The organism is Aromatoleum sp. (assembly GCF_036675785.1).
In the GTDB taxonomy this organism is placed as follows: Bacteria; Pseudomonadota; Gammaproteobacteria; order Burkholderiales; family Rhodocyclaceae; genus Aromatoleum.
In genome coordinates, this window is the sequence record NZ_JAKFEF010000028.1 from 15,985 (window position 1) to 38,108 (window position 22,124).

Below are 22,124 nucleotides of genomic sequence, written 5' to 3' on the forward strand. Positions count from 1 at the left end.
CGCTGGAAGGAGAGAACATCATGGATTTCGACGTCGCCATCGAGGACGCCGCTGCGCGCGCCTTTACGGCAGATGCGCCGCCGCTGAGCCGCGAGGAATTCGAGGCCCGCCTGCGCGGCAAGAGCGCGAGCTACCACATCCATCACCCGTTCCACGTGATGATGGCTGAAGGAAAGCTCACTCGCGCGCAGCTGCAAGGCTGGGTCGCCAACCGTTTCTATTACCAGATCGCGATCCCGGTGAAGGACGCCGCGATCCTGTCGAACTGCCCGGACCGCGAGATCCGCCGCGAGTGGATCCAGCGCATCCTCGACCACGACGGCTACGAGATCGGGAGCATCAAGGACCCGGGCGGCATCGAGGCGTGGATCCGCCTCGGCGAGGCGGTCGGGCTCACGCGCGACGACGTTACATCGCTGCGCCACGTCGTGCCGGCCGCGCGCTTCGCGGTCGACGCGTACGTCAACTTCGCGCGCCAGCGCCCGTGGCAGGAAGCGATCGCGTCGAGCCTGACGGAGCTCTTCGCGCCGCACATCCATCAGCAACGCATCGACACCTGGCCCGATCAATATCCGTGGGTCGATCCGGCCGGCCTGCAATATTTCCGCAACCGCCTGACGCAGGCGCGGCGCGACGTCGCCCACGGGCTGCGCTTCACGCTCGACTACTTCAGCCGCAGCCGCGCGCTGCAGGAGCGCGCGTTGGAAATCCTGCAGTTCAAGCTCGACGTGCTGTGGGCGCTCGCCGACGCAATCATGCTCAGCCAGTGCGAGATCGAAATCCGCGGGGAGAAGCGGCCCACGCCGGCAGGAGCGCGCTCATGAGCACACCGCTCGCGACCGACGCCGCTCCGGATCGTCGGGGTCACTTCGCGGGGCGTGCCCCTGAAGCGTCGAGCGGCCGCTCCCAAGGCTCGATTTGCCCCGGACGGACAACGAAGAGAGGGTGGCATTCCGGCTCATCGCAACTGCGCCACTGCTCATAGAGCGCGGGATTGCGTGTCGCGAGCTTGTGCAGCAGGTGTCGCCACTCGTATGCGATCTGCCCGTCCGTGACCGGCAGTTGCACGCCCGCGTCGACGCTGCCGATCTTGCTCCGGTCGAACGAGTAGCCGCGCGCGACGGCCTCGCTGTACACCGCTGCGAGATACGCGCCGATCGCCGAGACCGGGTCCGCCTGGCTGCGGAAGCGCTCCAGCTGCGGATGATTGCGGTAGCCCTTCGTCTCGCCGCGCAGCACGGCGCGGGCGAGAAGCGCTTCCCGCCACAGCGCGACCAGACCTTGCGGGTCGAGATACTTTGGATGCAACGACCAGAGCCGCATGAGGGGACCTGACCGGGAGGGGAGATACTCGTGAATCTTCCCAGAATTTACGCATCCCGCCGTTCTTTTTTTCAGAAAAACGGAGGCTGTCCCCCATTTTCCGCGGCTCGCGCGGCCTCCTGCGGCCGTCCCCCGCCGGCGGGACGCACCGGGCGCACGGCCGCACTCGCGTCAGGCCGACAGTGCCTGCATCTCGCGATACAGGTCGGCCTTGCCTTCGAAGCCGATGCCCGGCAGGTCGGGCAGCGTGACGTAGCCGTTGTCGACTTTCACGCCGTCGGGGAAGCCGCCGAAAGGCTGGAAGAGATCCGGGTAGCTCTCATTGCCGCCGAGGCCGAGGCCCGCTGCGATGTTCAGCGACATCTGGTGGCCGCCGTGCGGGATGCAGCGGCTCGCGGACCAGCCGTGCTCCTTCAGCATGTCGAGCGTGCGCAGGTATTCGACGAGGCCGTAGCTCAGCGCGCAGTCGAACTGCAGCCAGTCGCGGTCCGGGCGCATGCCGCCGTAGCGGATCAGGTTGCGCGCGTCCTGCATCGAGAAAAGGTCCTCACCGGTCGCCATCGGGTTCTTGTAGTAGTTGCGCAGCGTCGCCTGCAGCTCGAAGTCGAGCGGGTCGCCCGCTTCCTCGTACCAGAAGAGGTCGTACTGCGACAGCGCCTTCGCATACTGGATCGCGGTGTCGAGGTCGAAGCGGCCGTTGGCGTCGACGGCGAGCTTCTGGCCGTCCTGCAGCACGCTGAGGATCGCGTCGATGCGGCGCAGGTCCTCGTCGAGCGACGCGCCGCCGATCTTCTTCTTGACGACCGTGTAGCCGCGGTCGATGTAGCTGCGCATCTCGTCCTTGAGCTTCTCGTGGTCCTGCCCCGGGTAGTAATAGCCGCCGGCGGCGTAGACGAAGATCCTGCGATCCGGCTGGCCGTTGCCGTAGCGCTCGGCGAGAAGCTGGAACAGGGGCTTGCCTTCGATCTTCGCGACCGCGTCCCACACCGCCATGTCGATCGTGCCGATCGCGACCGAGCGCTCGCCGTGGCCGCCGGGCTTCTCGTTCGTGAACATCGTCGCCCAGACCTTGTGCGGGTCGAGGTTGCGGCCGCTGGCGTCGAGCAGCGATTCCGGTTTAGCCTCCAGCACGCGCGGGATGAAGCGCTCGCGCATCAAGGTGCCCTGGCCGTAGCGGCCGTTCGAATTGAAGCCGTAGCCGACGACCGGCTTGCCGTCGCGGATCACGTCGGTGATGACGGCGACGAGGCTCAGCGTCATTTTGCTGAAGTCGATGTAGGCGTTGCGGATCGGAGAGCTGATCGGAACGGTCTTTTCGCGGATGTCGACGATCTTCATTGGGGCTCCTGAGGGGCTGCGAGAGGTTCGATGCGGATCATCCGCGCGTCCGCTTGGCCGCGCCAATGCCGATTTTTTCGCTTTTCATGCGCTGAAGGCATCGCCGATGACGCCGATGAACCTGTCCTGTCTCGACGACTTCCTCGCGCTCGCCGCGAGCGGCAATTTCTCGCGCGCCGCCGACGAGCGGCACATGACGCAGCCGGCATTCAGCCGGCGCATCCGCGCGCTCGAGGAATAGGTCGGCACCGAGCTCTTCGACCGGTCGGGCCAGCCGGCGCGGCTCACCGAGGCGGGCGAATGGTTCCGCGGCACCGCGGAGGATCTGCTCGCGCGCGTCGCGCGGGTGCCGGTCGAAGCCCGCGCCGTGGCCGAAAGCCAGTCGGCGACCCTGCGCTTCGCGGCGACGCACGCGCTGTCCTTCACGTTTCTGCCGGGCTGGCTGCGCGCGATCGAGTCGCGGATCGCGATGGGGCCGGTGCGCCTCGTCTCCGACGTGCTGCAGCGCTGCGAGGCGATGCTGCTGCACGGCGAAGTGCAGTTCGTGCTGAGCCACGCCCACCCGCAAGTCCCGGGCGCGCTGCAGGCGCAGGGCTATCCGTCGCTAGTGGTCGGTGCGGACCGGCTGGTGCCGGTGTCGGCGCCCGATGCCGATGGCCGCCCGCGTCACGCGCTCGTCGCCGACGGTGCGGAACAGCCGGTGACGCTGCTGAGCTACAGCCCGGAATCCGGCATGGACCGGCTGCTGCACGAGGTGCTCGGCCCCAAGCTCGCACGGCTGCCGGCGCACAGCGCCTTCACCGCGCACCTGTCGTCGGTGCTGCGCACGATGGCGCTCGACGGGCGCGGCATCGCGTGGCTGCCGGACAGCCTCGTCGCCGACGACGTCGCAGCCGGCCGGCTCGTCGAGGCGGGCGCGCGCGAGTGGAGCATTCCGATGGAAGTGCGGCTCTACCGCGACCGCGCGCCGCTCGGCCAAGCCGGCGAGGACTTCTGGGCGGCCGTCGCCGCGGCGGCGTGAGCCGCAAGCGGCAGTCCCGAATTCGCCATCAGCCACCCGCCGCTTCCGCCGTCAGCGGCGTTCGCGGTAACGGTAACCGCCCCGGTCGCCCCAAGGGCGATGATCGCGGTCGCCCCAGTGCCGGTCGCCGCGGTCATGGTGTTCGCCCCAGTGTCGATCGTGGTGACGGTGGCCGTCATAGTCGATCGGATGCACGACACAGCCGCCCAACAGGCCGGCGACGAGGAATGCGGTCAGTAAGCGAGCCATGATTGACCTCCTTGTCAGTGGTCAACGTCCCGGCGGCAGTCGCCGGAGACCGCCGCGCATGGCTCATTTGTAAGACTGTTTTTGGAGCGCCCGACCGTGCGAGCTCCCCGTCACGACGTCGCCGTGCACGACCCCCGTCGCACCGCGAGCAGCGGCGCCAGATAGTCGAGGTCCGGCCCGAGCGGCACGATGCCGGTCGGGTTCAGCGCCTTGACCGAGTAGTAACCCGCCTTGATGTGGTCCGGACGGACGCTCGCGGCGAACGCCGGGATCGCGAGCAGGCGCACGAGGTACGCGCACACCGCGGGGTAGGCCGAAAGCGGCCGCAGGTTGCACTTGAACAGGCCGTGGTACGCGAGATCGAAGCGCACCAGCGTGACGAAGGCGCGAATGTCGGCTTCGGTGAGCCGGTCGGCCACGAGCCAGTCCGCGCGCGCGAGGCGCGCTTCCATCCAGTCGAGCGCCGCGAACACGTCCGCGACGGCTTCCTCGTAAGCGTTCTGCGTCGTCGCGAAACCCGCGCGATACACGCCGTTGTTGAATCCGTCGTACAGGCGGTCGTTTACCGCGTCGATCTCGTCCTCCAGCCCCCCGGGCCGAAGGTCGACGTCGCCGGTCGCCAGTGCGCCGAAGTCCTTGTCGAAGATGCGGACGATGTCCGCGGACTCGTTATTGACGATCGTCCGCGTCTTCTTGTCCCACAGCACCGGCACCGTCGCGCGTCCGCTGTAGGTCGGGTCCGCGAGCGTATAGATCTCGTGCAGGTGGCTCGCGCCGTTGACGCGGTCGAGGTCGCTGCCGTCGCGACCGGTGAAGGCCCAGCCCTGATCGCCGAGGCGCGGGTCGACAACGCACACGTCGATCGCATTCTCGAGTCCCTTCAGTCGCAGCGCGATCAGCGTCCGCGAAGCCCACGGGCAGATGTACGCGACGTAAAGCAGGTAGCGCCCCGCTTCGGCGGCGAAGCCTTTCGCGCTGTCCGCGCCGATCCGATCGCGAAACCCCGAATGCTGACGAATGAAGCGCCCCTCGGCGTCACTCTCCTGCACCGGCTGCCATTCTTCAGTCCATTTACCGTTCACCAGCATGTTTGCGTCCTCTCTCTCTTGTCGGGTTTGCCCTGTGGGAGAGAGCGTAGTGGACGCGCGGGGTGAGATAAACAGCCGCTACAGCGCATTATTGTTGCGGGAACGAGCACAAACCTTGGGTGGTCCGCTAATTCGCGATAACGTGGCCGCCTCGCCAGCTTAGGGTCATGGCGTCTAAGGCATTACGCGATTTGAGGGGGGTGTCAGGATTTCTGTGTGTGAGGCTTGAAGAGACTTCTCCACCGAGCTGCCGCCAGGCGGCTCGGTGGAGAAGTCGGTAGTCATTCTAGCCGCGCGCCGCTTCAAAGCGTTCGGCGTAAAGGATGGCGAACTGGTTCATCGCCGCTTTCCAGTCCTTGGCCGCCCGTCCCCAGTCAGCGGTGATGTTGTGCAGGGCGAGCCAGATCAGCTTGGTTGCGGCCTCGTCGCTGGGGAAATGCCCCCGCGTCTTGATGATCTTGCGCAGCCGGGCGTTGATGCTCTCGATGGCATTGGTGGTGTAGATCACCCGGCGGATCGGGGGTGGAAAGGCGAAGAAGGGAATCACCCGATCCCACGCCCGGCGCCAGGCGGCGGTCATGGGGGGAAACTTCTCGCCCCAGGGGCCTTGGGCGAACGCATCGAGTTCGGCCAGCGCGGCTTCGGCACTGGGCTCCGTGTAGATTGGCCGGATCGCCGCCGCCAGCGCCTTGCGCTCTTTCCCGCTCGCGTAGTCGAGGCTGTTGCGGATCAGATGCACGATGCAGGTCTGCAGCGTGGTGGCCGGAAACACCGCCTCCAGCGCTTCGGGCATGCCCTTCAGGCCGTCGGTGACCGCAATCAGGATGTCGGCCACGCCGCGCGTCCTGAGGTCATTGAAGACCTTCATCCAGAACTTGGCGCCCTCGGTGTTCTCGATCCAGAGACCCAGAATGTCACGCGTGCCGTCGGGCAGCACCCCGAGTGCCAGGTAGATCGCCTTGTTGCGCACCACGGCGTCCTCGCGAATCTTGACCCGCAGGGCGTCGAAGAACACCACCGGGTACATCGGTTCCAGCGGGCGCGACTGCCAGGCGGTGACCTCACCCATCACCGCCTCGGTGACCGAGCTGATGAACTCGGGCGAAACCTCGGTGCCGTACTGCTCGGCCAAAAAGCCCTGGATCTCGCGAATCGTCATCCCGCGCGCGTACATGGCAACGATCTTGTCGTCGAAGCCGGTAAAGCGCCGCTCGTGCTTCGGGATGAGCACCGGCTCGAAACTGCCCGCCCGGTCGCGCGGCACATCGATCCGCAACGGTCCATCTTCGGTCAGCACGGTCTTGCCAGTGGCGCCGTTGCGGTGATTGCTGCTCTCGCCGGGCTTGTCCGCTCCGGGCGGGTAACCCACGTGATGACTGAGCTCGGCGCCAAGCGCGCGTTCGATCAGCGCCTTCTTGAATGCCATCGCGGCGGCATTGACCGCCTCGGCGCTCATCGGACCGCTGACGAACTGATCAATGAGTTTTTTCGGGATGCTGGGCAGCGCCGCTGCCACTTGCTTCTTGCTCGTCTTGCTTGGCATACATGCTCCTTGCCGACATGTTATGCCTCACACACAAAATTTCTGACAGGCTCGATTTGAGTCCACCAATCATTTGCCGACGACATCTTGCGATGTGTCGCGCCCACAGCCTGAAGCACGCCGTTCGCTGATCCCGCGTAAACTCCCTGCAATGCCTCCCTGCCATTCGTCGCGTCAACGTTCCAATGTCTACGAAGTCGACCGGTTACACGGCTAGTATCCATGGCAGAACTTCTTCAGGAGCCGACTCTCGCCTTTAAGCATTAGTCCGTCCGCTATATGCCAAGCTCCAGTCGAAGTGGAGGCTAAGAAACCCTCGGGAAAGCGGCGATCAGCTGATACGAAAGCTATCACATACCCTACTTGCCTCTCTGCCGCTTCGGCCGCAAAAGTAGACCGCTCCCTTTTGGTTTATCCGCATATCGGCAGATATGCCTTATAGGCTAAGATTGAGCGAAGAATCGAACCCTGAGGGGCCGTGCTCCAAGAGTCGTTACCTACTAGCTTGCGGTGCCGCGCGAGCGGTTGAAGGCTCGGAGCGACAGTGAAAGAACTATCACAAATGCGACCTAATCCTATTACGGCGTTCAATAAAGTAACTGCATTTATCGACTGGAACGCACAACTACATTTAGCACGTATCGACAAGAAAGCTGATCCGTTAAGCGTAGCACGTGCCGTCTTCAACAAGATCACCAAGCGTATTGCGAACTGTCTTTTTTCTCTGGAACCGAATAAGCGTTTCACGGTATCAATGCGGCTGTATCACGGCTGGCACAAAGGGTATGAGCCCACGCCTAACAGGAAAGCGGTACAACGCGTTATATCTGAAGCAGATTTCGCTTCAATATCACAAAGAGCCAATGTGATTTTTTCTCCCGAAGTTGATTTCGGAGACCGCTTGCTTGCAGCCTGCCCGGAACGGAGCCATAGCAAACTCGCCATTCACCTACCTAATACCTTGCGTGCGCAAGGGAAAAGAAGCCTGGAAGAAAAAATGGTCGACACCGCGCTGGCCTCTGACGTCGTCTTTTCCGCCCATCAATCTTCTTCTGACTGGATTCTTGTGGTAGCAGAAGATGACGATCTCATCCCTCCGCTATTTGTTGCAGAAGCGATGATCAAGACAACGGGCTCTCGCGTAGTCCTTCTCCGAAGCCGCGCAACAAACAATTTCTTGAAATTGGACAATATTCTGGTGAACGATTAAATATGAACCGCGAAACCATCATTAATGACTTTGCACCCTTCGTGGATCTTGGGGAAGGTCTGCCAAAAGTTTCAGAACAAGGCGAAAAACTTGTCGCGAAGTTTACGCGCGACGGGCGCCCATTAAAAATAGTTCTCGACAAAACCAACGGAAAAATTACGACCATTTGGGGAGCCACGACAAAACATTTCAGCTCTGTTGCTGCAATGTTGTCTTCTGAAATTTTTGCCAACCTTCGACGCTGGGCTGATGCTCAGACCGAACTGTTGGGAAAGGGCACTGCACAAGAAAGCGCTTTAATACCTCTAAATGGCATCACACATCGAAAGGTTCGAATCAACTCGGTTGACGATGTTGACTCACTCCTAGGGAGTACCGAAAGAAAACCTGATGCGACGGAGGTATTGCTAATCGACGGCCCAGCCGGGATAGGCAAGACGCGATTGATTGAGCAGATCGCCTTTAAGCGCTCGTCCGCTTACAAGAATTCCTTTCAACCGCTTCTTTTGCACGTCAAAAGCCGTGGCCGTGTATTGTCGAATATACAAGACCTCATGGCCTTTAGCCTGCAAACCATCCGCTCTACTATCACCTACGACCAGCTTCCAATCCTTGCAAGATATGGCGTGGTCCTTATCGCAATTGACGGCTTTGACGAGCTCGGGGATCCGAATGGGTACGAACTCGCATGGGCGCAGGTTGGGCAATTGATAACGTCTATCCGTGGCAATGGCACCCTCATTTTGGCAGGGCGAGATACTTTTATCGGCCGCTCCAGATTGCTCGCAGACGTCCCGGCGCTGCGAGCGCATACGGATATCGTTTCAGGAGTAACGTTAGAATCACCGACTCCTGAACAAGCAAAGGACTGGCTGAAGCGATACAACTGGACTGACGCAAATTTTGAGTTACCAAGTATCTCGGTGCTTTTGGAGCCAGATTCATTTGCACTACGGCCGGTGTTCCTCAAGTTACTTAGTGAAATCAAGCCTAAGCAATTGAAGGAAAAACATGAGCGCTACCTCACCCCGTTCCTCGTAGACCACATTACCGATCGAGAGGCACGCCTATTCGGTAGGCCGGTTGAGGCAGTAATGTCGTTTGACGAAATCAGACGCTTTATTAACAACTTCATGCTGGAAGTTGCGCGTGAGATGGCTGAGTCTCAGACTGAAGCGCTGGAAGCCATTGCCTTGATGTGGATTGCCGAAGCTTCACTTGGTGATGGCTATCCGCCGGAAATCGTCTCACTCGTAAAGAACCGTGCCTCTGTAGTTGCATTCTTGATGAATGACGAGCGTCAAGGCTATCGGTCGTTTATTCACACTCACCTCTTAAACTACTTCCTGTCTCACGTCACGATCCACGCTATCGTTCAAGGTGAAGTGCCAAAGTTTGTTCGACGTAATTTGTTTGGCACTGAGTTTCTAAGCGTATTCGTGGACGTGCTTTCTGAGACTGCGAGCGAGAACCGAACGTTGGTTGATCGCTTTATTGATCGTCTGCTGGTCTTACCTCATACATATACATCGGTAGATCGCACGATTCGAAATGCTGGCGCACTAGTGCTTGCAAGCTTGGCGAATATTCAAAGCAAGGCGGACATTCGCGTAGCTGACTTTGAGATCGATGACGCGGTAGTTACTGGAACAGCTGCTTCTGTCCAATTGAACAATGTTGTGGTGAACCAGTTAAACTGCAGAAGCGCGGATTTATCTCAAGTAGTTTTTTCCGAATGTCAAGTATTCACGCTACTGGCTAGTGACTCTTCAAGATTTTCGGCGAGCTTCCCTACGCCATCCGTTCTCGTGTTGGATTCAGGAGAGCAAGTCCTTGACGCAGAGACGATAACCAAGTGGCTAGAAGCGCGAGGCAGAAACGTGAATTTGACCGTTTCAACCGGTGTCTCGTCGAGCAAGCTACGGGCTCACCCAATATATATACTGTTGGGGCAAGGGTGCCGGATACGACAATATTGGCTTCGCGCGGAGGATGACCTTTACGGGAAGATTCTTAAAGATCGTTACTGGAGCGTTTTAAGTACGCTCTTGCGTGAAGAAGGATTTCTGCGTGAGGAGTACCGACAAGCCTCAGGCAAGTCCTCAAACTTCGTGCATATCAAACACAAGAATCGCCTTCTTGCGGAAGACCCTAATGACATAATGATTGTGCGTTTCTTTCAGAAGCTCGAGGAGCTGGCCACGTAGTCAGGCTGCGCGGAAGCGGGAGTAGTCCTACGTTTAGTGCTGATTGGAATACGGTTAGGGCGCAGAATTTGTTGCTTACTTCTGAATCTGGGTAAGCCGATCGTCAGATCGCGAACAGTTTTTTCTACTCATGGTCATTGGAAAAAATTCCCGTCGAGTGAAATTCCCGACCGATAACCTGTAAAGAGCCAATACCCGCCGTCGGTTCCACCCTGGGGGAGCAGTGTCTAAGGGCCGAACGGTAGCGTGCCCTTCGCTACTTCAACGAAGAACGGACCACAAGATCCGAATGTTGGAGCCCACGAAGCCGCCGATGAATCCGTGATCGATCGCCGACCGGTATCGCGTTCGCCCTTGATCGGCTACCGCCGAAAACTTGTGGCGTCGAACAGGGGATGAGGACGTCGGACAGGAGGGCGAACATTGTGCGCCCCCACTTCGCGAGGTCCTCAGCCGTGCGATATGCGCCTGCCCATTGGGAACGAGCCTCCGTCACGCGTTCGCCTCGGGTCTTGCAGGCGGTGCGAGTCGGGACTCCCCGTCCGCCCCCCGCGCTTCGCCCGCGATCCAGTCATGCACGCTCGCGACGCGCGGGTCCGCCAGCGCGCCCGCCGAATACACCAGGCAGTAGCGCTTCCCCGTCGGCACCGTCTGGCGGAAGGGCGCGATCAGGCGTCCGCTGTCCAACTCGTCCGTGATCAGCGTGCGGCGTGCGATCGCGATGCCCATGCCGGCGATCGCGCACTGCATCGTGATGTGGTTGCGGTTGAACATGTAGCCGCGGCGCACCTCGACCATCGGCGCGCCGATCGCCTTCAGGTAGCGTTCCCATTCGGCATAAGGCTGGCTGCCGCGCCATGCCGTCATGTCGTGCAGCAGCGGGTAGTGGCGCAGCGCCTCGGGCGTGTCGAGCGGCGGGCGGCCATGGAGCAGCAGCGGCGAGCACACCGGGAAGATCTCCTCCTCGAGCAGCACCGTGCTCTGGAAACCGGGGTAGGCGCCATCGTTGAGATCGATCGCGAGGTCGAACTCGCCGTCGCGCAGCGAATGCGCGCTGTCCTCGGCTTCGACCTGCAGGTCGATCTGCGGGAACTGTCGCATCAGCCCGGGCAGCCGCGGCACGAGCCAGGTCGCGAGGAAGGACGGCAGCGCGCGCAGGCGCACGACGCCGCTCAACGCGCCGCCGCGCAGGCGACCGATTGCGAGGTCGACCGCGGCGTAGGCGGGATCGACCGCGGCGAGGAGGCGGTTGCCCGCGTCGGTGAGCTCGATGCGGCGCGGCAGCCGGCGGAACAGCCGTTGGCCGAGCCAGTCCTCCAGGAGCTTGATCTGCTGGCTCACCGCGCCGGTCGTGATGTGCAGCTCCTCGCCGGCACGCGTGAAGGAAAGGTGGTGCGCGGCGGCGAGGAACACGCGCAACCGGGTGTGGACCTGCGAGGGCGCGGCCGAAGTCATGGTTCAGCGCTGCTAAAGCTTCCGTAAAAAACTATCGATTGAGCCGCTTTGTCTACGACTCGAAAATGCGCTGATGCGGCCATAAGAATTTTGGCCGTTAGCTCGATTAAATCAACGCACTTATTTCTCCGGAGTCGTCCATGTCCATCAGCGTCCTCGACCTGTTCAAGATCGGTATCGGGCCGTCGAGCTCGCATACCGTCGGGCCGATGCGCGCGGCGCACGACTTCGCCGCGGTGCTGGAGCGGAAGGGGCGGCTCGCCGACGTGCGGCGCGTCGAAGTGAAGCTCTACGGTTCGCTGTCGGCGACCGGCGTCGGTCACGCGACCGACCGTGCGGTCATCGCCGGCCTGATGGGGGCGCGGCCCGACAGCGTCGATCCGGACTTCGTCGTCGGCGCGGTCGACCGCGTGCGTGCTGACGGCTGCCTGATGCTCGCGGGCACCGCGTCGGTCCCCTTCGACTGGGACCGCGATCTGCGCCTGCTGCCGGTGAGCCTGCCTTACCACCCGAACGCGATGCGGCTCGTCGCGCACGGCGACGCCGGCGGCGTGTACGAGAACACCTATTACTCGGTCGGCGGCGGCTTCGTCGTCGACGAGGCGCAGGCGCAGTCGGGGGCCACAGCCGAAACCGAAGTCGCGCTGCGCTATCCGTTCGAGACCGGTGCCGAGATGCTCGCGCAGTGCCGGCGTCACGGCCTTGGCATCAGCGAGCTGATGCTCGCGAACGAAGCCGCGTGGCGCAGCGAGGCGGACACGCGCGCGGCACTCGCGCGCATCTGGGATGTGATGCGGGGGTGCGTCGAACGCGGCATCACGCAGGAAGGTGTGTTGCCCGGCGGGCTGAAAGTCCGGCGCCGCGCCGCCGCGCTGCATCGCAAGCTGAGCGAGCGCGCGGCCGGGCGCAACCTGATCAGCGACACGATGGCGGCGCTCGACTGGGTGAATCTGTACGCGCTCGCGGTGAACGAGGAGAACGCCGGCGGCGGGCGCGTCGTCACCGCGCCGACCAATGGCGCCGCGGGGATCATCCCGGCCGTGCTGCACTACTACATGGCGTTCATGCCCGGAAGCGGCGCGCGCGACGTCGACCGCTTCCTGCTCGCGGCGGCGGCAGTTGGCGTGCTGTGCAAGAAGAACGCGTCGATCTCAGGGGCCGAAGTCGGCTGCCAGGGCGAGGTCGGTTCCGCCTGCGCGATGGCCGCGGCGGGGCTCGCGGAAGTGCTCGGCGGCACGCCGGAGCAGGTCGAGAACGCTGCCGAGATCGGTCTCGAGCACAACCTCGGCCTGACGTGCGACCCGGTCGGCGGCCTCGTGCAGGTGCCGTGCATCGAGCGCAACGCGATGGCGTCGGTCAAGGCGATCAACGCCGCCCAGCTCGCATTGCGCGGCGACGGCGCACACGCGATCTCGCTCGACCACGCGATTCGCACGATGCGCGACACCGGCCGCGACATGCTCGACAAGTACAAGGAAACCTCCCGCGGCGGCCTCGCCGTCAGCTTCCCCGAGTGCTGAGCGCAAACCCGCTCACGCCCGGTCCGGCCCCACAAGGGCATCCCTGCAACACATAACAATTACTCACGAGGAGACACTCGATGAACACAGCAGCTCCCACGGCTTTCCAGCGCCTGACGCGCCTGAGCCTGATTTCACAGATCGCGATCGGCCTGGTGCTGGGCATTGCCCTGGCCGTGATCGCGCCCGACGCGACGAAGTCCGTCGCGCTGCTCGGCAACCTTTTCATCGCCGCGCTGAAGGCGGTCGCCCCGGTGCTGGTGTTCGTGCTGGTCGCCGCGTCGATCGCGAACCACAAGCGCGGGCAGCCGACGCACGTCCGCCCGGTGCTGATGCTCTACCTGTTCGGCACGCTCGCCGCCGCGCTGGTCGGGGTGCTCGCCAGCTTCGCGTTCCCGACGACGCTGGTGCTCAACGCACCCGCAGCGAGCGGCACGCCGCCGGCCGGCATCCTCGGCGTGCTCGAGAACCTGCTGCTGAGCGTGGTCGCGAACCCGGTCAAGGCGCTGATGGAGGCCAACTTCATCGGCATTCTCGCGTGGGCGATCGCGCTCGGCGTCGCGCTGCGCCACGCGAGCCCTGGCACGCGGAGCACGGTGAATGACTTGGCGGACGCGGTGTCGTCGATCGTCCATGGCGTGATCCGCTTCGCGCCGCTCGGCATCTTCGGCCTCGTCGCCGCGACGCTCGGCGACTCGGGGCTCGACGCGCTGCTCGGCTACGGCCGCCTGCTGCTGGTGATCGTCGGCTGCATGCTGTTCGTCGCGCTGGTCGTCAATCCGCTGTTCGTGTTCTGGAAGCTGCGCCGCAACCCCTATCCGCTGGTGTTCACCTGCCTGCGCGAGAGCGCCGTGACCGCATTCTTCACGCGCAGCTCGGCCGCGAACATCCCGATCAACCTCGAACTGTGCAAGCGCATGGGCCTGCACGAGGACACCTACTCGATCTCGATCCCGCTCGGCGCGACGATCAACATGGCGGGCGCCGCGATCACGATCAGCGTGATGACGCTCGCCGCCACGCACACGCTCGGCATCCCGGTGGACTTCGCGACCGCGCTGCTGCTGTGCATCGTGTCGTCGTTCGCCGCGGCCGGCGTGTCGGGCGTCGCGGGCGGCTCGCTGCTGCTGATTCCGATGGCCACCGCGCTGTTCGGCATCGACACCGACGTCGCGATGCAGGTCGTCGCGATCGGCTTCGTGATCAGCGTCTTGCAGGACTCGGTTGAGACCGCGCTGAACTCCTCGACCGACGTCGTGTTCACCGCGGCCGGGTCGGCGGCCGCGACCGGCGAGCCGCTGAACCTCGAGCGCTGAGCACGTCCGTCGGCGGCCGCAGGTCGCCGACGACCACCCATCCGGCCGCGTCCGGCGGGCGCGGGCGCCGTTTTTGAGCTATCACAGGAGCATGCGGCCCGCGGCGGCGCGTCTGCGCCGGCGTGCCCGAGCGTTCTCCGGAGCGAGCCCATGGATCGAGACGCCGACGGCGCGGCGGTGCCGGAGTGGCAGGAATTCGTGCAACGGTGCCGCGAGCGGTCGCTGCAGTGCGAGAAGGCGGCGCGCGTTCACCTGTTCATGATCGTGCTGACGCTCGTCGCCGGGCTCATCGTGTTCGTCGGTGGTGAGCAGCTCGGCAAGTGGGCGTTCAGCACGCGCGCCGAGCGCGACGCGGACGTGGCGCTCGCGAACGCGGGGGCGCGCCTGAAGCGCGAGCTCGCCGCGCTGGCGGATCCGGCAAGCGAGTTCATCCGCACGCTGCCGGAGCAGCTGCGTCCGGCACTCGAAAAGATGCTGCGCGACATCGCCGGACTGCCGCCACCGCCGGAGCCCGATGTCCCACCGGCGCCCCGCCCCGCGCCGGTTCGCCCCCCCGAGCCAGTCCCGGCGCCGCCCGCTCCCGCAGTGCAACCCTTCACGCCGGTCCCGAGCACCGCCGCCCCGCCGCCGCCGAGGGCCGCGGCGCAGCGCCGGCAACTGTCGCAATCCGAGATGCAAGCCCGGCTCGAACAGTACGAACGGCTGGTGAGCCTGTACGAGCGCAACGCCGCGCTGCACGCCGAACTCATGGCCGAGCGCGACCGCCAGGCGGAAGCCGCCGACGGTTACCTGATCGAGACCCTCCGGAACGACACCGCGCGAGAGATCGCGCAGATCGGGGCCGATTCGGCGCGCGAACGGGCGCAAGCGGAACTCGACATCGCGCGCGCGAACGCCGACGCGCAGTCCAACGCCGCGACCGAGAGCACGACGCGGTCGGAGGATCTCAACGCACTGGTATCGGGTTCCGTCACCCGCGTCGGCGCCGTCGTGCTGGTGATCTGGCTGGTGCGGATCTTTTTGCGCGACCGTCAGCGCTACGCGCAGCGCTCGGATTTCTTCCGCGGCCTCGCCGATGCGATGAGCATCAGCCGCGGCAATCTCGCGGATTTTCGCGAGCTGGTCGCGCAACTCGTGCCGCCGACACTTCCCGACGGCGGCGAAGCGGCGCTGCCGATGGAGGCGGTCGGCCAGCTGCTGGCCGGGGCGGCGAAGCGCGCGCCGTGACGGCGGCGCGCGCCGGGGCTCCGCTCACGCCGAGTGGAAGCGTCCCTCGGGGCGCAGCGCGATGCGTTGCAAGAGCGGCGACAGGCGATAGCGCGTGTCGAAGTAGTGCTCGCGCAAGTGGTCGAGCACGCGCGCGACGAACGCGACGCCGAGCGCGTCCGCCCACGCCAGCGGCCCTAGCGGATAGTTCGTGCCGTAGCGCATCGCGGTGTCGATGTCCGCGGCCGAGCCGATGCCGGCGAGCACGCCGTCGGCGGCTTCGTTCGCGAGCATCACGACGGTGCGCAGCGCGACCATGCCGGCGACGTCATCGATGCGGCCGACCGTGACGGCGGTGCGCTGCAGCGTGCCGACGACCGCGTCCCATCCGGCCGGCGAGCAGATGTCGCCGCGCGCGAGCGTCAGCCGCGGCGTCGTCATGTAGTCGCGGCAGAGGTCCACCAGCACGTAGTTCGGCTCGCCCTCGTCGGCCGCCCGGCGCGACGCGGTGCGGCCATCGGACAGCGCGAGCCGCGCGACGCCGACTTCGATCCAGCCGCGGCCGGCAGCGGTCGACTCGCCTTCGCGCGGACGGCGGCGCACTTCGACGCCGGCGGCTTCGAGGCGCGCGACGAGCGGCGCAAGGGGGCCGAGGTCACCGACGACGGTGATCACGGCTTCGCCTTCGCACGGCTCTTCGACCTGCGGCTGCGGCCGCTCGGCGCCGTCACGGTAGTCGTAGAAGCCGCGCCCGCTCTTGCGGCCGAGGCGGCCGGCGGCGACGAGCTCCTGCTGGATCAGGCTCGGCGTGAAGCGCTTGTCGCCGAAATACGCGTCGAACACCGAGTTCGTGACGGCGAAATTGACGTCGTGGCCGATCAGGTCCATCAGCTCGAACGGCCCCATCGGGAAGCCGCAGCCGTCGCGCAGCGCCGCGTCGAGCGTCGCCGGGCTCGCAGCGCGCTCGCCGAGCACGCGCAGCGCTTCGGCGTAGAACGGACGCGCGACGCGATTGACGATGAAGCCCGGCGTCGAGGTCGCATGCACCGGCACCTTGCCCCAGGCCTTCGCGGTCGCGTACAGCGTGTCGGCGACCGCGAACTCGGTCGCGAGGCCCGAGACGATCTCGACGAGCTTCATGCGCGGCGCGGGGTTGAAGAAGTGCAGCCCGGCGAGCCGCTCGGGCCGCGCGAGCGCCGCGCCGATCTGCGTGATCGACAGCGACGACGTGTTCGTCGCGAGGATCGCGTCGGCCGGCAGCAGCGCTTCGAGCTCGCGGAACAGCGCCTGCTTGACGTCGAGCTTCTCGACTATCGCCTCGACGACGAGACGGGCGTCGCGCGCGGCGACGAGCTCGGTCGCCGGGATCACGCGCGCGAGCGCCGCGTCCGCGTCGGCCGCGGCGAGCTTGCCCTTGTCGACGAGGAAGCGCAGGTCGCGGGCGATGCCGTCGCGGCCGCTGTGCACCGCGTCGGCGCGCGTGTCATACAGATAGACGGTGTGGCCGGCCGCCGCGGCGACGTGGGCGATGCCGCTGCCCATCGCGCCGGCGCCGACGACGAGGACCTTCACATCGGAGGAGAGCGCAGTCATCGCGTCACCTCAATCGTCCGAGTCGGGGGCGGGGTTGAAATGCTCCTTGCCGTTGCCGCAGTCCGGGCACACCCAGTCGGCCGGCACGTCTTCCCATTTCGTGCCGGGCGCGATGCCGTCGTCGGGCAGGCCGTCGGCCTCGTTGTACGGGAAGTAGCAGGCGCTGCACTGGTAGGTGGTCATGATCGTGTTCTCTCTGTGTTTGTCGGTTTATTTCGGGGTTGGGGTCGGGCGCTCTGCGGCGCCGTTGTTATCGGGTGCGTCGGGTGCGTCGGGTTGGGGTCGGGTGAGTCGGGTGTAGGGCGGCGCCCCGTCTCGATTGCCGGATCCTCATATCCGCGAGCCGCCCTGGAAATTCGGGGGCCGGCGCTCGCGCACCGCGGCGAGGCCTTCGCGCACTTCGGGGCCGGTGAAGCCGAGCATTTCGAGCGCAACCGAGTTGTCGAAGATCGGCCCGGCCTGGCGCAGCCAGTTGTTGAGGCTGTGCTTCGTCCACCGCAGCGCGGTCTGCGGACCGGCGGCGAGCTTTTTCGCGATGTCGAACGCGGTGTCGCGCAGCTGCCCGGCGTCGACCGCCATCGACACGAGGCCGATGCGCTCGGCTTCCTCGCCGCTGATCTCGTCCGACAGCAGGAGGTGCAGCTTCGCTTTCGCCATGCCGCACAGCAGCGGCCAAATCATCGCCGCGTGGTCGCCGGCCGCGACGCCGAGGCGCGTGTGGCCGTCGATCAGCCGCGCGTTCTTCGCCGCGATCGAAATGTCCGCCATCAGCGCGACCGCGAGGCCGCCGCCGACCGCCGGGCCGTTGATCGCGGAGACGATCAGCTTCGAGCAGTTGATCATGTTGTAGACGATGTCGCGCGCCTCCTTCCAGACGCGCGCGCGGTGCTCGAAGTCGTCGACCATCGCGGCGACGAGGTCGAGCGTGCCGCCGGCCGAAAAGCCCTTGTCCTGGCCGCGCACGACGACGACGGAAACCGCCGGGTCACGGTCGAGGTCGCGCCAGATGTCCGCGAGCTCGCCGTGGCCGGCGGCGTCCGCGGCCGGCAGCTTGCCCGGCTCGCCGAGAACCAGTTCGGCGATGCCGCCACCGTGATGCTCGACCGTCAGGCTCGTGTAGCGGCTGTAGTCCATCTGTCTCTCCCAGTCATTCCTTTCGATGCACGTTGCCGATGTCGGCCGTCGCTACTCTCGGTGCGACCGACGTCGTGCTCGGCGCCGTCATTCCTTCCCCGGCGACATGAAGCGGCTGAAGCGTTCGCGCCATTCGTCGTCGATGCGCGCGGCTTTCGGTGCGCCTTCGAGGTCGGCCCAGACGACGGTTTGCAGCGCCGTGAAGCGGACGATGCCGTCCTTTTCCGCGGAGATCGCGAGCCGGATCGACGTGCCGCCGAGGTGGTCGATGCCGAGGCTGAAGGTCAGCTCGTCGCCGTGCACGCTCGGCGCGAGGAAGTCCACTTCCATGTGCCGCATCGGCACGCCGCGGTGCATGTCGGCGTGCAGCTTGTAGAAGTTGATGCCGAGCCCTTCGTCGAACCAGTCCTCGACGAGCTCGTTGCACAGCACGAGGTACTGCGGGTAGAACACGATGCCGGCGGGATCGCAGTGGTGGAAGCGGATCAGTTTCTTGCGTTCGAAGTTCATCTCGGGGCTCCGTTGACGTTGGGGCTGCCCGCTCCCGTCAGTAGTCGAGGATGCGGGCGACAAAATCGCCGGCCGCCGCGATCACCGCTTCGGGCTGATCCTTGTGCGGCGAATGACGGCAGTCGGCGAGCTTGACCAGTTCCACGTCGCGCGCCTGCGCGGCGATGCGGTCGATCTGCGCCATCGTGCCATATTCGTCGTCCTCCCCCTGGATCGCGAGCACCGGCACCGCGATGCGGGGAAGGTATTCCTCGATATTCCACGCGCGGAAATCCGGGTGCAGCCAGATGTCGTTCCAGCCGCGGAACGCCGCCTCGACGTCCGCGTGGTACTTGCCGAGCCGCGCCGGCAGGTCGGTCGTCCGCCACGCGACTTTCGCCTCGGCGATGCTCTCGACCGAGAGGGCCTCGACGATCACGTGCGGCGCCATGACGACGACGCCGGAGAGCGGGGTATCGGTGCCGCCGGCGCAGATCAGCGCGATCGACGCGCCGTCGGAATGGCCGAGCAGGATCGGCCGCTCGAGCCCGAGCGCGGCGATGAAGGCCGGCAGCACGTCGAGCCCTTCGTCGTGCATGTAGCGCGTGTCCCGGGGCAGCGTCGCTGCGTCGGAGCGGCCGTAGCCGGCGCGCGAAAAGACGACCGCCTCGCAGCCGGTCGCGTCGGCGACCTTCTGCGGGAAGTCCTTCCACATCGCGAGCGATCCGAGCCCTTCGTGCAGGAACACGATGGAAGGCGCGCCGTCGCGCGGGTGTGCCGACCGCAGACGGACGTATTCGAGGCGCTGCTGACCCGACCGGGTCCCGACCTGTACCAGCTTCACGTCAAACTCCCAGATGTTTCTTGATCAGTTCCGGATCATTGCGCACGTCCTCGCTCGGGCCGTCGAAGACGACCTGGCCCTTGACGAGGATCATCGAGCGGTCGGTGAGCGCGGTGATCGCGGCGTGGTTCTTGTCGACGATCACGGTCGCGATGCCGCTGTCGCGGATCTCGCGGATCACGCGCCAGATCTCGCGGACGATCAAGGGTGCCAGGCCTTCGGTCGCCTCGTCGAGAATCAGCAGGTCCGGGTTCGTCATCAGCGCGCGGCCGATCGTCAGCATCTGCTGTTCGCCGCCCGACAATTGCCCACCGCCATTCGTCAGCCGCTCGGCAAGGCGCGGGAAAGTCGCCATCACGCGATCGAACGTCCAGTCGCGCTGGCCGTCGACGCCGGCGCGCGCGGCCATGATGAGGTTCTCCTTCACCGACAGGTTCGGGAAGATGCCGCGGCCTTCCGGCACGTACGCGATGCCGCGCTGCGCGATCTTGTGCGTCGGGCCGCCGGTCATGCGCTCGCCGCGCACCAGCACGCCGCCGCCCTTCGGCGTCAGGAAGCCCATCATCGTGCGAATCAGCGTCGTCTTGCCCATGCCGTTGCGGCCCATCAGCCCGAGCGCTTCGCCCTTGTGGATCTTGAAATTGACCCCATGCAGGATGTGGCTCGATCCGTAGTAGGTGTGCAGGCCGATCGCTTCGAGCAGGGTTTCGCGCGCGTCGGCGGGCTCGGCGACGGCCGGGGTCGCGGACGCGAGACGCACCGGTTCGGCTTCGCGCTCTGGCGCGGCCGCCGGCAGCGCCGAGAACAGGCCTTCGCGCAAGCTTCCGATCGTGGTGTCAGACATGTTCCGCCTCGTGTCCCAGATAGGCTTGCTGCACGTCGGGGCTGTTGCGGATTCTCTCCGGCGTCCCCGATTCGAGCACTTGCCCGTTGACCATCACGGTGATGCGGTCGGCGACCGCGAACACCGCGTCCATGTCGTGCTCGACGAGCAGGATCGCGCGCGTCGCCTTCAGGCGGTTCAAGAGCGTGACCATCTGCGCGGACTCCTCCGAGCCCATGCCGGCGAGCGGCTCGTCGAGCAGCAGCACTTCGGCGTCGGTCGCGAGCACCATCGCGATCTCGAGCTGCCGTTGTTCGCCGTGCGACATCGTGCCGGCGATGCGTCCCTCGCGCCCGGCGAGGCCGGCCTCGGCGATCGCCGCCTTCGCGCGCTCGACGGTGTCCGAGAGGCGCAGCGCGTCGGCGAACAGGCGCCACGGCCGCGGATTGCGCGATTGCGCCGCGAGCCGGCAGTTCTCGAGCACGGTGAACTTCGGGAAGATGTTCGTGCGCTGGTAGCTGCGGCCGATGCCGATCTTCGAGCGCTGGTGCGAGGTCAGGCCGGTGATGTCGTCGCCCTTAAAGCGGATCGTGCCTTCCGACGGCGGCAGGTCGCCGGAGAGCATGTTGATGCAGGTCGACTTGCCGGCGCCGTTCGGCCCGAGCAGCGCGTGCAGCACGCCGCGCTCGAGGCTGATGTTGACGTCCTGGTTCGCCGCGAGGCCGCCGAAGCGCCGCGTCATGCGCTCGGCCGAGAGCAGCGTCTCGCGCGCGAGCACGCGGGAATCGAGCGAAGCGTTCATTTCGCGCCTCCGTTCTTCCAGTTCAGGATGCGACCAGGCACCGCGGTCAGGCCGCCCGGCATGAACAGCACCGCGGCGACGATCGTGAGGCCCATGATCAGCTGCCAGTGCTTCGTCCAGCCGGTGAACACTTCCTGCAGACCGACGATCGCGACCGCACCGGCGATCGCGCCGACGAGGTTGCCCATGCCGCCGAGGATCACCATCAGCAGCACGTCGCCGGATTTGTGCCACGACAGGTATTCGGGCGTCACGAAGCCGAACAGCACCGCGTACAGGAAGCCGGCGACGCCGGCGAGCGCGCCGGCGAGCGTGAACGCGGCGAGCTTGTAGCGGAAGGTCGCGTAGCCGAGCGACAGCATGCGGTGCTCGTTGCTGCGGATGCCGACGAGCACGCGGCCGAACGGCGAGCGCAGCACGAGCTTCAGCAGGCCAAAGACGACCAGCAGCGCGGCGACGACGAAGTAGTACAGGTGCAACGGCTCGTTGAGGTCGAACGGCGCCCAGCCCGCGATCGACGTGTCGGGCTTGAAGTTGAGATAGATCCCGTCCGAGCCGCCGCCGAGCGGCGTGTCGTGGAACACGTAGTAGGCCATCTGCGCGAACGCGAGCGTCACCATGATGAAGTAGATGCCCTTGGTCCTCAGCACGAAGAGCCCGATCAGGAAGGCCGCCGCCGCCGCGGCGCCGATCGACAGCGGCAGCGCAAGCCACAGGTTCGCCGGGTCGTACTGCGGCGTCAGCAGCGCGACTGCGTACGCGGCGACGCCGAAGTAGGCCGCGTGGCCGAACGACACGAGCCCGGTGAAGCCGACCAGCAGATCGAGGCTCATCGCGAAGATCGCGAGGATCAGCACCTTCGCGACGAGCTCGGCGTAGAAGTCCGAGCCGAACGCCGGGAACGCGACGACGCCGGCGAGCACCGCGAGCTTGAGAAACATTGAGATACGCGGGTTCATCGCC

Annotated in this window: 22 protein-coding genes; 8 read left to right on the forward strand and 14 right to left on the reverse strand. The window is 65.2% G+C overall.

The genetic code is table 11. The annotated features are described in order from the left end of the window. The first annotated feature begins 20 nt into the window (after nucleotides 1-20). Nucleotides 21-824: a pyrroloquinoline-quinone synthase PqqC gene (gene pqqC / locus V6M37_RS07785; protein ID WP_332672054.1), complete on the forward strand. Its 804-nt coding sequence runs from the start codon at nucleotides 21-23 to the stop codon at nucleotides 822-824. Between the two features lie 40 nt (nucleotides 825-864). On the opposite strand, the gene V6M37_RS07790 is transcribed toward pqqC, so the two are convergent. Continuing rightward, nucleotides 865-1,323 carry a pyrimidine dimer DNA glycosylase/endonuclease V gene (locus V6M37_RS07790; RefSeq protein WP_332672056.1) on the reverse strand — a complete coding sequence of 153 codons (459 nt, stop codon included), beginning with the start codon at nucleotides 1,321-1,323 and terminating at the stop codon, nucleotides 865-867. A gap of 171 nt (nucleotides 1,324-1,494) precedes the next feature. After that, nucleotides 1,495-2,661, reverse strand: a complete 1,167-nt coding sequence (locus tag V6M37_RS07795; RefSeq protein WP_332672058.1) for a mandelate racemase/muconate lactonizing enzyme family protein — start codon at nucleotides 2,659-2,661, stop codon at nucleotides 1,495-1,497. Between V6M37_RS07795 and V6M37_RS07800 the strand changes: the two genes are divergently transcribed. Further along, complete coding sequence (locus tag V6M37_RS07800) at nucleotides 2,645-2,902, forward strand: LysR family transcriptional regulator (protein ID WP_332672060.1); 258 nt, start codon at nucleotides 2,645-2,647, stop codon at nucleotides 2,900-2,902. The genes V6M37_RS07795 and V6M37_RS07800 overlap by 17 nt on opposite strands. 126 nt (nucleotides 2,903-3,028) lie before the next feature. Continuing rightward, on the forward strand, nucleotides 3,029-3,682 hold the full coding sequence (locus V6M37_RS07805; protein ID WP_332672062.1) for a LysR substrate-binding domain-containing protein: 654 nt from the start codon (nucleotides 3,029-3,031) through the stop codon (nucleotides 3,680-3,682). A 51-nt stretch (nucleotides 3,683-3,733) separates the two neighbouring features. On the opposite strand, the gene V6M37_RS07810 is transcribed toward V6M37_RS07805, so the two are convergent. The 3 genes from V6M37_RS07810 to V6M37_RS07820 form a co-directional block, all read right to left on the reverse strand. Then, nucleotides 3,734-3,931 (reverse strand): hypothetical protein, encoded by a 198-nt coding sequence (locus V6M37_RS07810; RefSeq protein WP_332672064.1) that lies wholly within the window; start codon nucleotides 3,929-3,931, stop codon nucleotides 3,734-3,736. A 110-nt stretch (nucleotides 3,932-4,041) separates the two neighbouring features. Further along, nucleotides 4,042-5,019 carry a glutathione S-transferase family protein gene (locus tag V6M37_RS07815; RefSeq protein WP_332672066.1) on the reverse strand — a complete coding sequence of 326 codons (978 nt, stop codon included), beginning with the start codon at nucleotides 5,017-5,019 and terminating at the stop codon, nucleotides 4,042-4,044. Between the two features lie 286 nt (nucleotides 5,020-5,305). Beyond that, a complete protein-coding gene (locus tag V6M37_RS07820; RefSeq protein WP_332672068.1) occupies nucleotides 5,306-6,562 on the reverse strand; it encodes an IS256 family transposase in 1,257 nt (418 codons plus the stop codon). 544 nt (nucleotides 6,563-7,106) lie between these two features. On the opposite strand from V6M37_RS07820, the gene V6M37_RS07825 reads away from it, so the two are divergent. Together V6M37_RS07825 and V6M37_RS07830 are read left to right on the forward strand one after the other, a co-directional pair. Beyond that, a complete protein-coding gene (locus V6M37_RS07825) occupies nucleotides 7,107-7,772 on the forward strand; it encodes a hypothetical protein (protein ID WP_332672070.1) in 666 nt (221 codons plus the stop codon). A 2-nt stretch (nucleotides 7,773-7,774) separates the two neighbouring features. Then, nucleotides 7,775-9,979, forward strand: coding sequence for an NACHT domain-containing protein (locus tag V6M37_RS07830; RefSeq protein WP_332672072.1), 2,205 nt, complete (start codon nucleotides 7,775-7,777; stop codon nucleotides 9,977-9,979). Between the two features lie 492 nt (nucleotides 9,980-10,471). On the opposite strand, the gene V6M37_RS07835 is transcribed toward V6M37_RS07830, so the two are convergent. Then, nucleotides 10,472-11,434 carry a LysR substrate-binding domain-containing protein gene (locus V6M37_RS07835; RefSeq protein ID WP_332672074.1) on the reverse strand — a complete coding sequence of 321 codons (963 nt, stop codon included), beginning with the start codon at nucleotides 11,432-11,434 and terminating at the stop codon, nucleotides 10,472-10,474. 140 nt (nucleotides 11,435-11,574) lie between these two features. Here V6M37_RS07835 and V6M37_RS07840 point away from each other — a divergent pair, with 140 nt between their 5' ends. The 3 genes from V6M37_RS07840 (at nucleotide 11,575) to V6M37_RS07850 (ending at nucleotide 15,497) form a co-directional block, all read left to right on the forward strand. Then, nucleotides 11,575-12,954 carry an L-serine ammonia-lyase gene (locus tag V6M37_RS07840; RefSeq protein ID WP_332672076.1) on the forward strand — a complete coding sequence of 460 codons (1,380 nt, stop codon included), beginning with the start codon at nucleotides 11,575-11,577 and terminating at the stop codon, nucleotides 12,952-12,954. Between the two features lie 80 nt (nucleotides 12,955-13,034). Then, nucleotides 13,035-14,270 carry a serine/threonine transporter SstT gene (gene sstT, locus V6M37_RS07845; RefSeq protein WP_332672077.1) on the forward strand — a complete coding sequence of 412 codons (1,236 nt, stop codon included), beginning with the start codon at nucleotides 13,035-13,037 and terminating at the stop codon, nucleotides 14,268-14,270. Between the two features lie 150 nt (nucleotides 14,271-14,420). Further along, nucleotides 14,421-15,497: a hypothetical protein gene (locus V6M37_RS07850; RefSeq protein WP_332672079.1), complete on the forward strand. Its 1,077-nt coding sequence runs from the start codon at nucleotides 14,421-14,423 to the stop codon at nucleotides 15,495-15,497. Between the two features lie 24 nt (nucleotides 15,498-15,521). Here the strand turns inward: V6M37_RS07850 and paaH are convergent, their stop codons facing one another. The 8 genes from paaH to V6M37_RS07890 form a co-directional block, all read right to left on the reverse strand. Further along, nucleotides 15,522-17,069 carry a 3-hydroxyacyl-CoA dehydrogenase PaaH gene (gene paaH / locus V6M37_RS07855; RefSeq protein WP_332672081.1) on the reverse strand — a complete coding sequence of 516 codons (1,548 nt, stop codon included), beginning with the start codon at nucleotides 17,067-17,069 and terminating at the stop codon, nucleotides 15,522-15,524. A gap of 9 nt (nucleotides 17,070-17,078) precedes the next feature. Then, nucleotides 17,079-17,252: a rubredoxin gene (locus tag V6M37_RS07860; RefSeq protein WP_332672083.1), complete on the reverse strand. Its 174-nt coding sequence runs from the start codon at nucleotides 17,250-17,252 to the stop codon at nucleotides 17,079-17,081. 147 nt (nucleotides 17,253-17,399) lie between these two features. Beyond that, on the reverse strand, nucleotides 17,400-18,203 hold the full coding sequence (locus V6M37_RS07865) for an enoyl-CoA hydratase/isomerase family protein (protein WP_332672085.1): 804 nt from the start codon (nucleotides 18,201-18,203) through the stop codon (nucleotides 17,400-17,402). A gap of 87 nt (nucleotides 18,204-18,290) precedes the next feature. Then, a complete protein-coding gene (locus V6M37_RS07870) occupies nucleotides 18,291-18,713 on the reverse strand; it encodes an acyl-CoA thioesterase (RefSeq protein ID WP_332672086.1) in 423 nt (140 codons plus the stop codon). Nucleotides 18,714-18,750: 37 nt separating this feature from the next. Next, nucleotides 18,751-19,536 carry an alpha/beta fold hydrolase gene (locus V6M37_RS07875; protein WP_332672087.1) on the reverse strand — a complete coding sequence of 262 codons (786 nt, stop codon included), beginning with the start codon at nucleotides 19,534-19,536 and terminating at the stop codon, nucleotides 18,751-18,753. 1 nt (nucleotide 19,537) lies between these two features. Beyond that, complete coding sequence (locus V6M37_RS07880; RefSeq protein ID WP_332672089.1) at nucleotides 19,538-20,380, reverse strand: ABC transporter ATP-binding protein; 843 nt, start codon at nucleotides 20,378-20,380, stop codon at nucleotides 19,538-19,540. Further along, entirely contained in the window at nucleotides 20,373-21,161 is a 789-nt protein-coding gene (locus tag V6M37_RS07885) for an ABC transporter ATP-binding protein (RefSeq protein WP_332672091.1), read from the reverse strand. The genes V6M37_RS07880 and V6M37_RS07885 overlap by 8 nt, the downstream gene beginning before the upstream one ends. Further along, nucleotides 21,158-22,120 (reverse strand): branched-chain amino acid ABC transporter permease, encoded by a 963-nt coding sequence (locus tag V6M37_RS07890; RefSeq protein WP_332672093.1) that lies wholly within the window; start codon nucleotides 22,118-22,120, stop codon nucleotides 21,158-21,160. The genes V6M37_RS07885 and V6M37_RS07890 overlap by 4 nt, the downstream gene beginning before the upstream one ends. Nucleotides 22,121-22,124 lie beyond the last annotated feature (4 nt).

Coding starts and splice junctions, on each gene's coding strand:
- paaH (WP_332672081.1), bottom strand. CDS start 17,069: ATGACTGCGCTCTCCTCCGATGTGAAGGTCCTCGTCGTCGGCGCCGGC.
- V6M37_RS07860 (WP_332672083.1), bottom strand. CDS start 17,252: ATGACCACCTACCAGTGCAGCGCCTGCTACTTCCCGTACAACGAGGCC.
- V6M37_RS07815 (WP_332672066.1), bottom strand. CDS start 5,019: ATGCTGGTGAACGGTAAATGGACTGAAGAATGGCAGCCGGTGCAGGAG.
- sstT (WP_332672077.1), top strand. CDS start 13,035: ATGAACACAGCAGCTCCCACGGCTTTCCAGCGCCTGACGCGCCTGAGC.
- V6M37_RS07865 (WP_332672085.1), bottom strand. CDS start 18,203: ATGGACTACAGCCGCTACACGAGCCTGACGGTCGAGCATCACGGTGGC.
- V6M37_RS07885 (WP_332672091.1), bottom strand. CDS start 21,161: ATGAACGCTTCGCTCGATTCCCGCGTGCTCGCGCGCGAGACGCTGCTC.
- V6M37_RS07830 (WP_332672072.1), top strand. CDS start 7,775: ATGAACCGCGAAACCATCATTAATGACTTTGCACCCTTCGTGGATCTT.
- V6M37_RS07795 (WP_332672058.1), bottom strand. CDS start 2,661: ATGAAGATCGTCGACATCCGCGAAAAGACCGTTCCGATCAGCTCTCCG.
- pqqC (WP_332672054.1), top strand. CDS start 21: ATGGATTTCGACGTCGCCATCGAGGACGCCGCTGCGCGCGCCTTTACG.
- V6M37_RS07820 (WP_332672068.1), bottom strand. CDS start 6,562: ATGCCAAGCAAGACGAGCAAGAAGCAAGTGGCAGCGGCGCTGCCCAGC.
- V6M37_RS07890 (WP_332672093.1), bottom strand. CDS start 22,120: ATGAACCCGCGTATCTCAATGTTTCTCAAGCTCGCGGTGCTCGCCGGC.
- V6M37_RS07850 (WP_332672079.1), top strand. CDS start 14,421: ATGGATCGAGACGCCGACGGCGCGGCGGTGCCGGAGTGGCAGGAATTC.
- V6M37_RS07810 (WP_332672064.1), bottom strand. CDS start 3,931: ATGGCTCGCTTACTGACCGCATTCCTCGTCGCCGGCCTGTTGGGCGGC.
- V6M37_RS07790 (WP_332672056.1), bottom strand. CDS start 1,323: ATGCGGCTCTGGTCGTTGCATCCAAAGTATCTCGACCCGCAAGGTCTG.
- V6M37_RS07870 (WP_332672086.1), bottom strand. CDS start 18,713: ATGAACTTCGAACGCAAGAAACTGATCCGCTTCCACCACTGCGATCCC.
- V6M37_RS07840 (WP_332672076.1), top strand. CDS start 11,575: ATGTCCATCAGCGTCCTCGACCTGTTCAAGATCGGTATCGGGCCGTCG.
- V6M37_RS07800 (WP_332672060.1), top strand. CDS start 2,645: ATGTCGACGATCTTCATTGGGGCTCCTGAGGGGCTGCGAGAGGTTCGA.
- V6M37_RS07835 (WP_332672074.1), bottom strand. CDS start 11,434: ATGACTTCGGCCGCGCCCTCGCAGGTCCACACCCGGTTGCGCGTGTTC.
- V6M37_RS07880 (WP_332672089.1), bottom strand. CDS start 20,380: ATGTCTGACACCACGATCGGAAGCTTGCGCGAAGGCCTGTTCTCGGCG.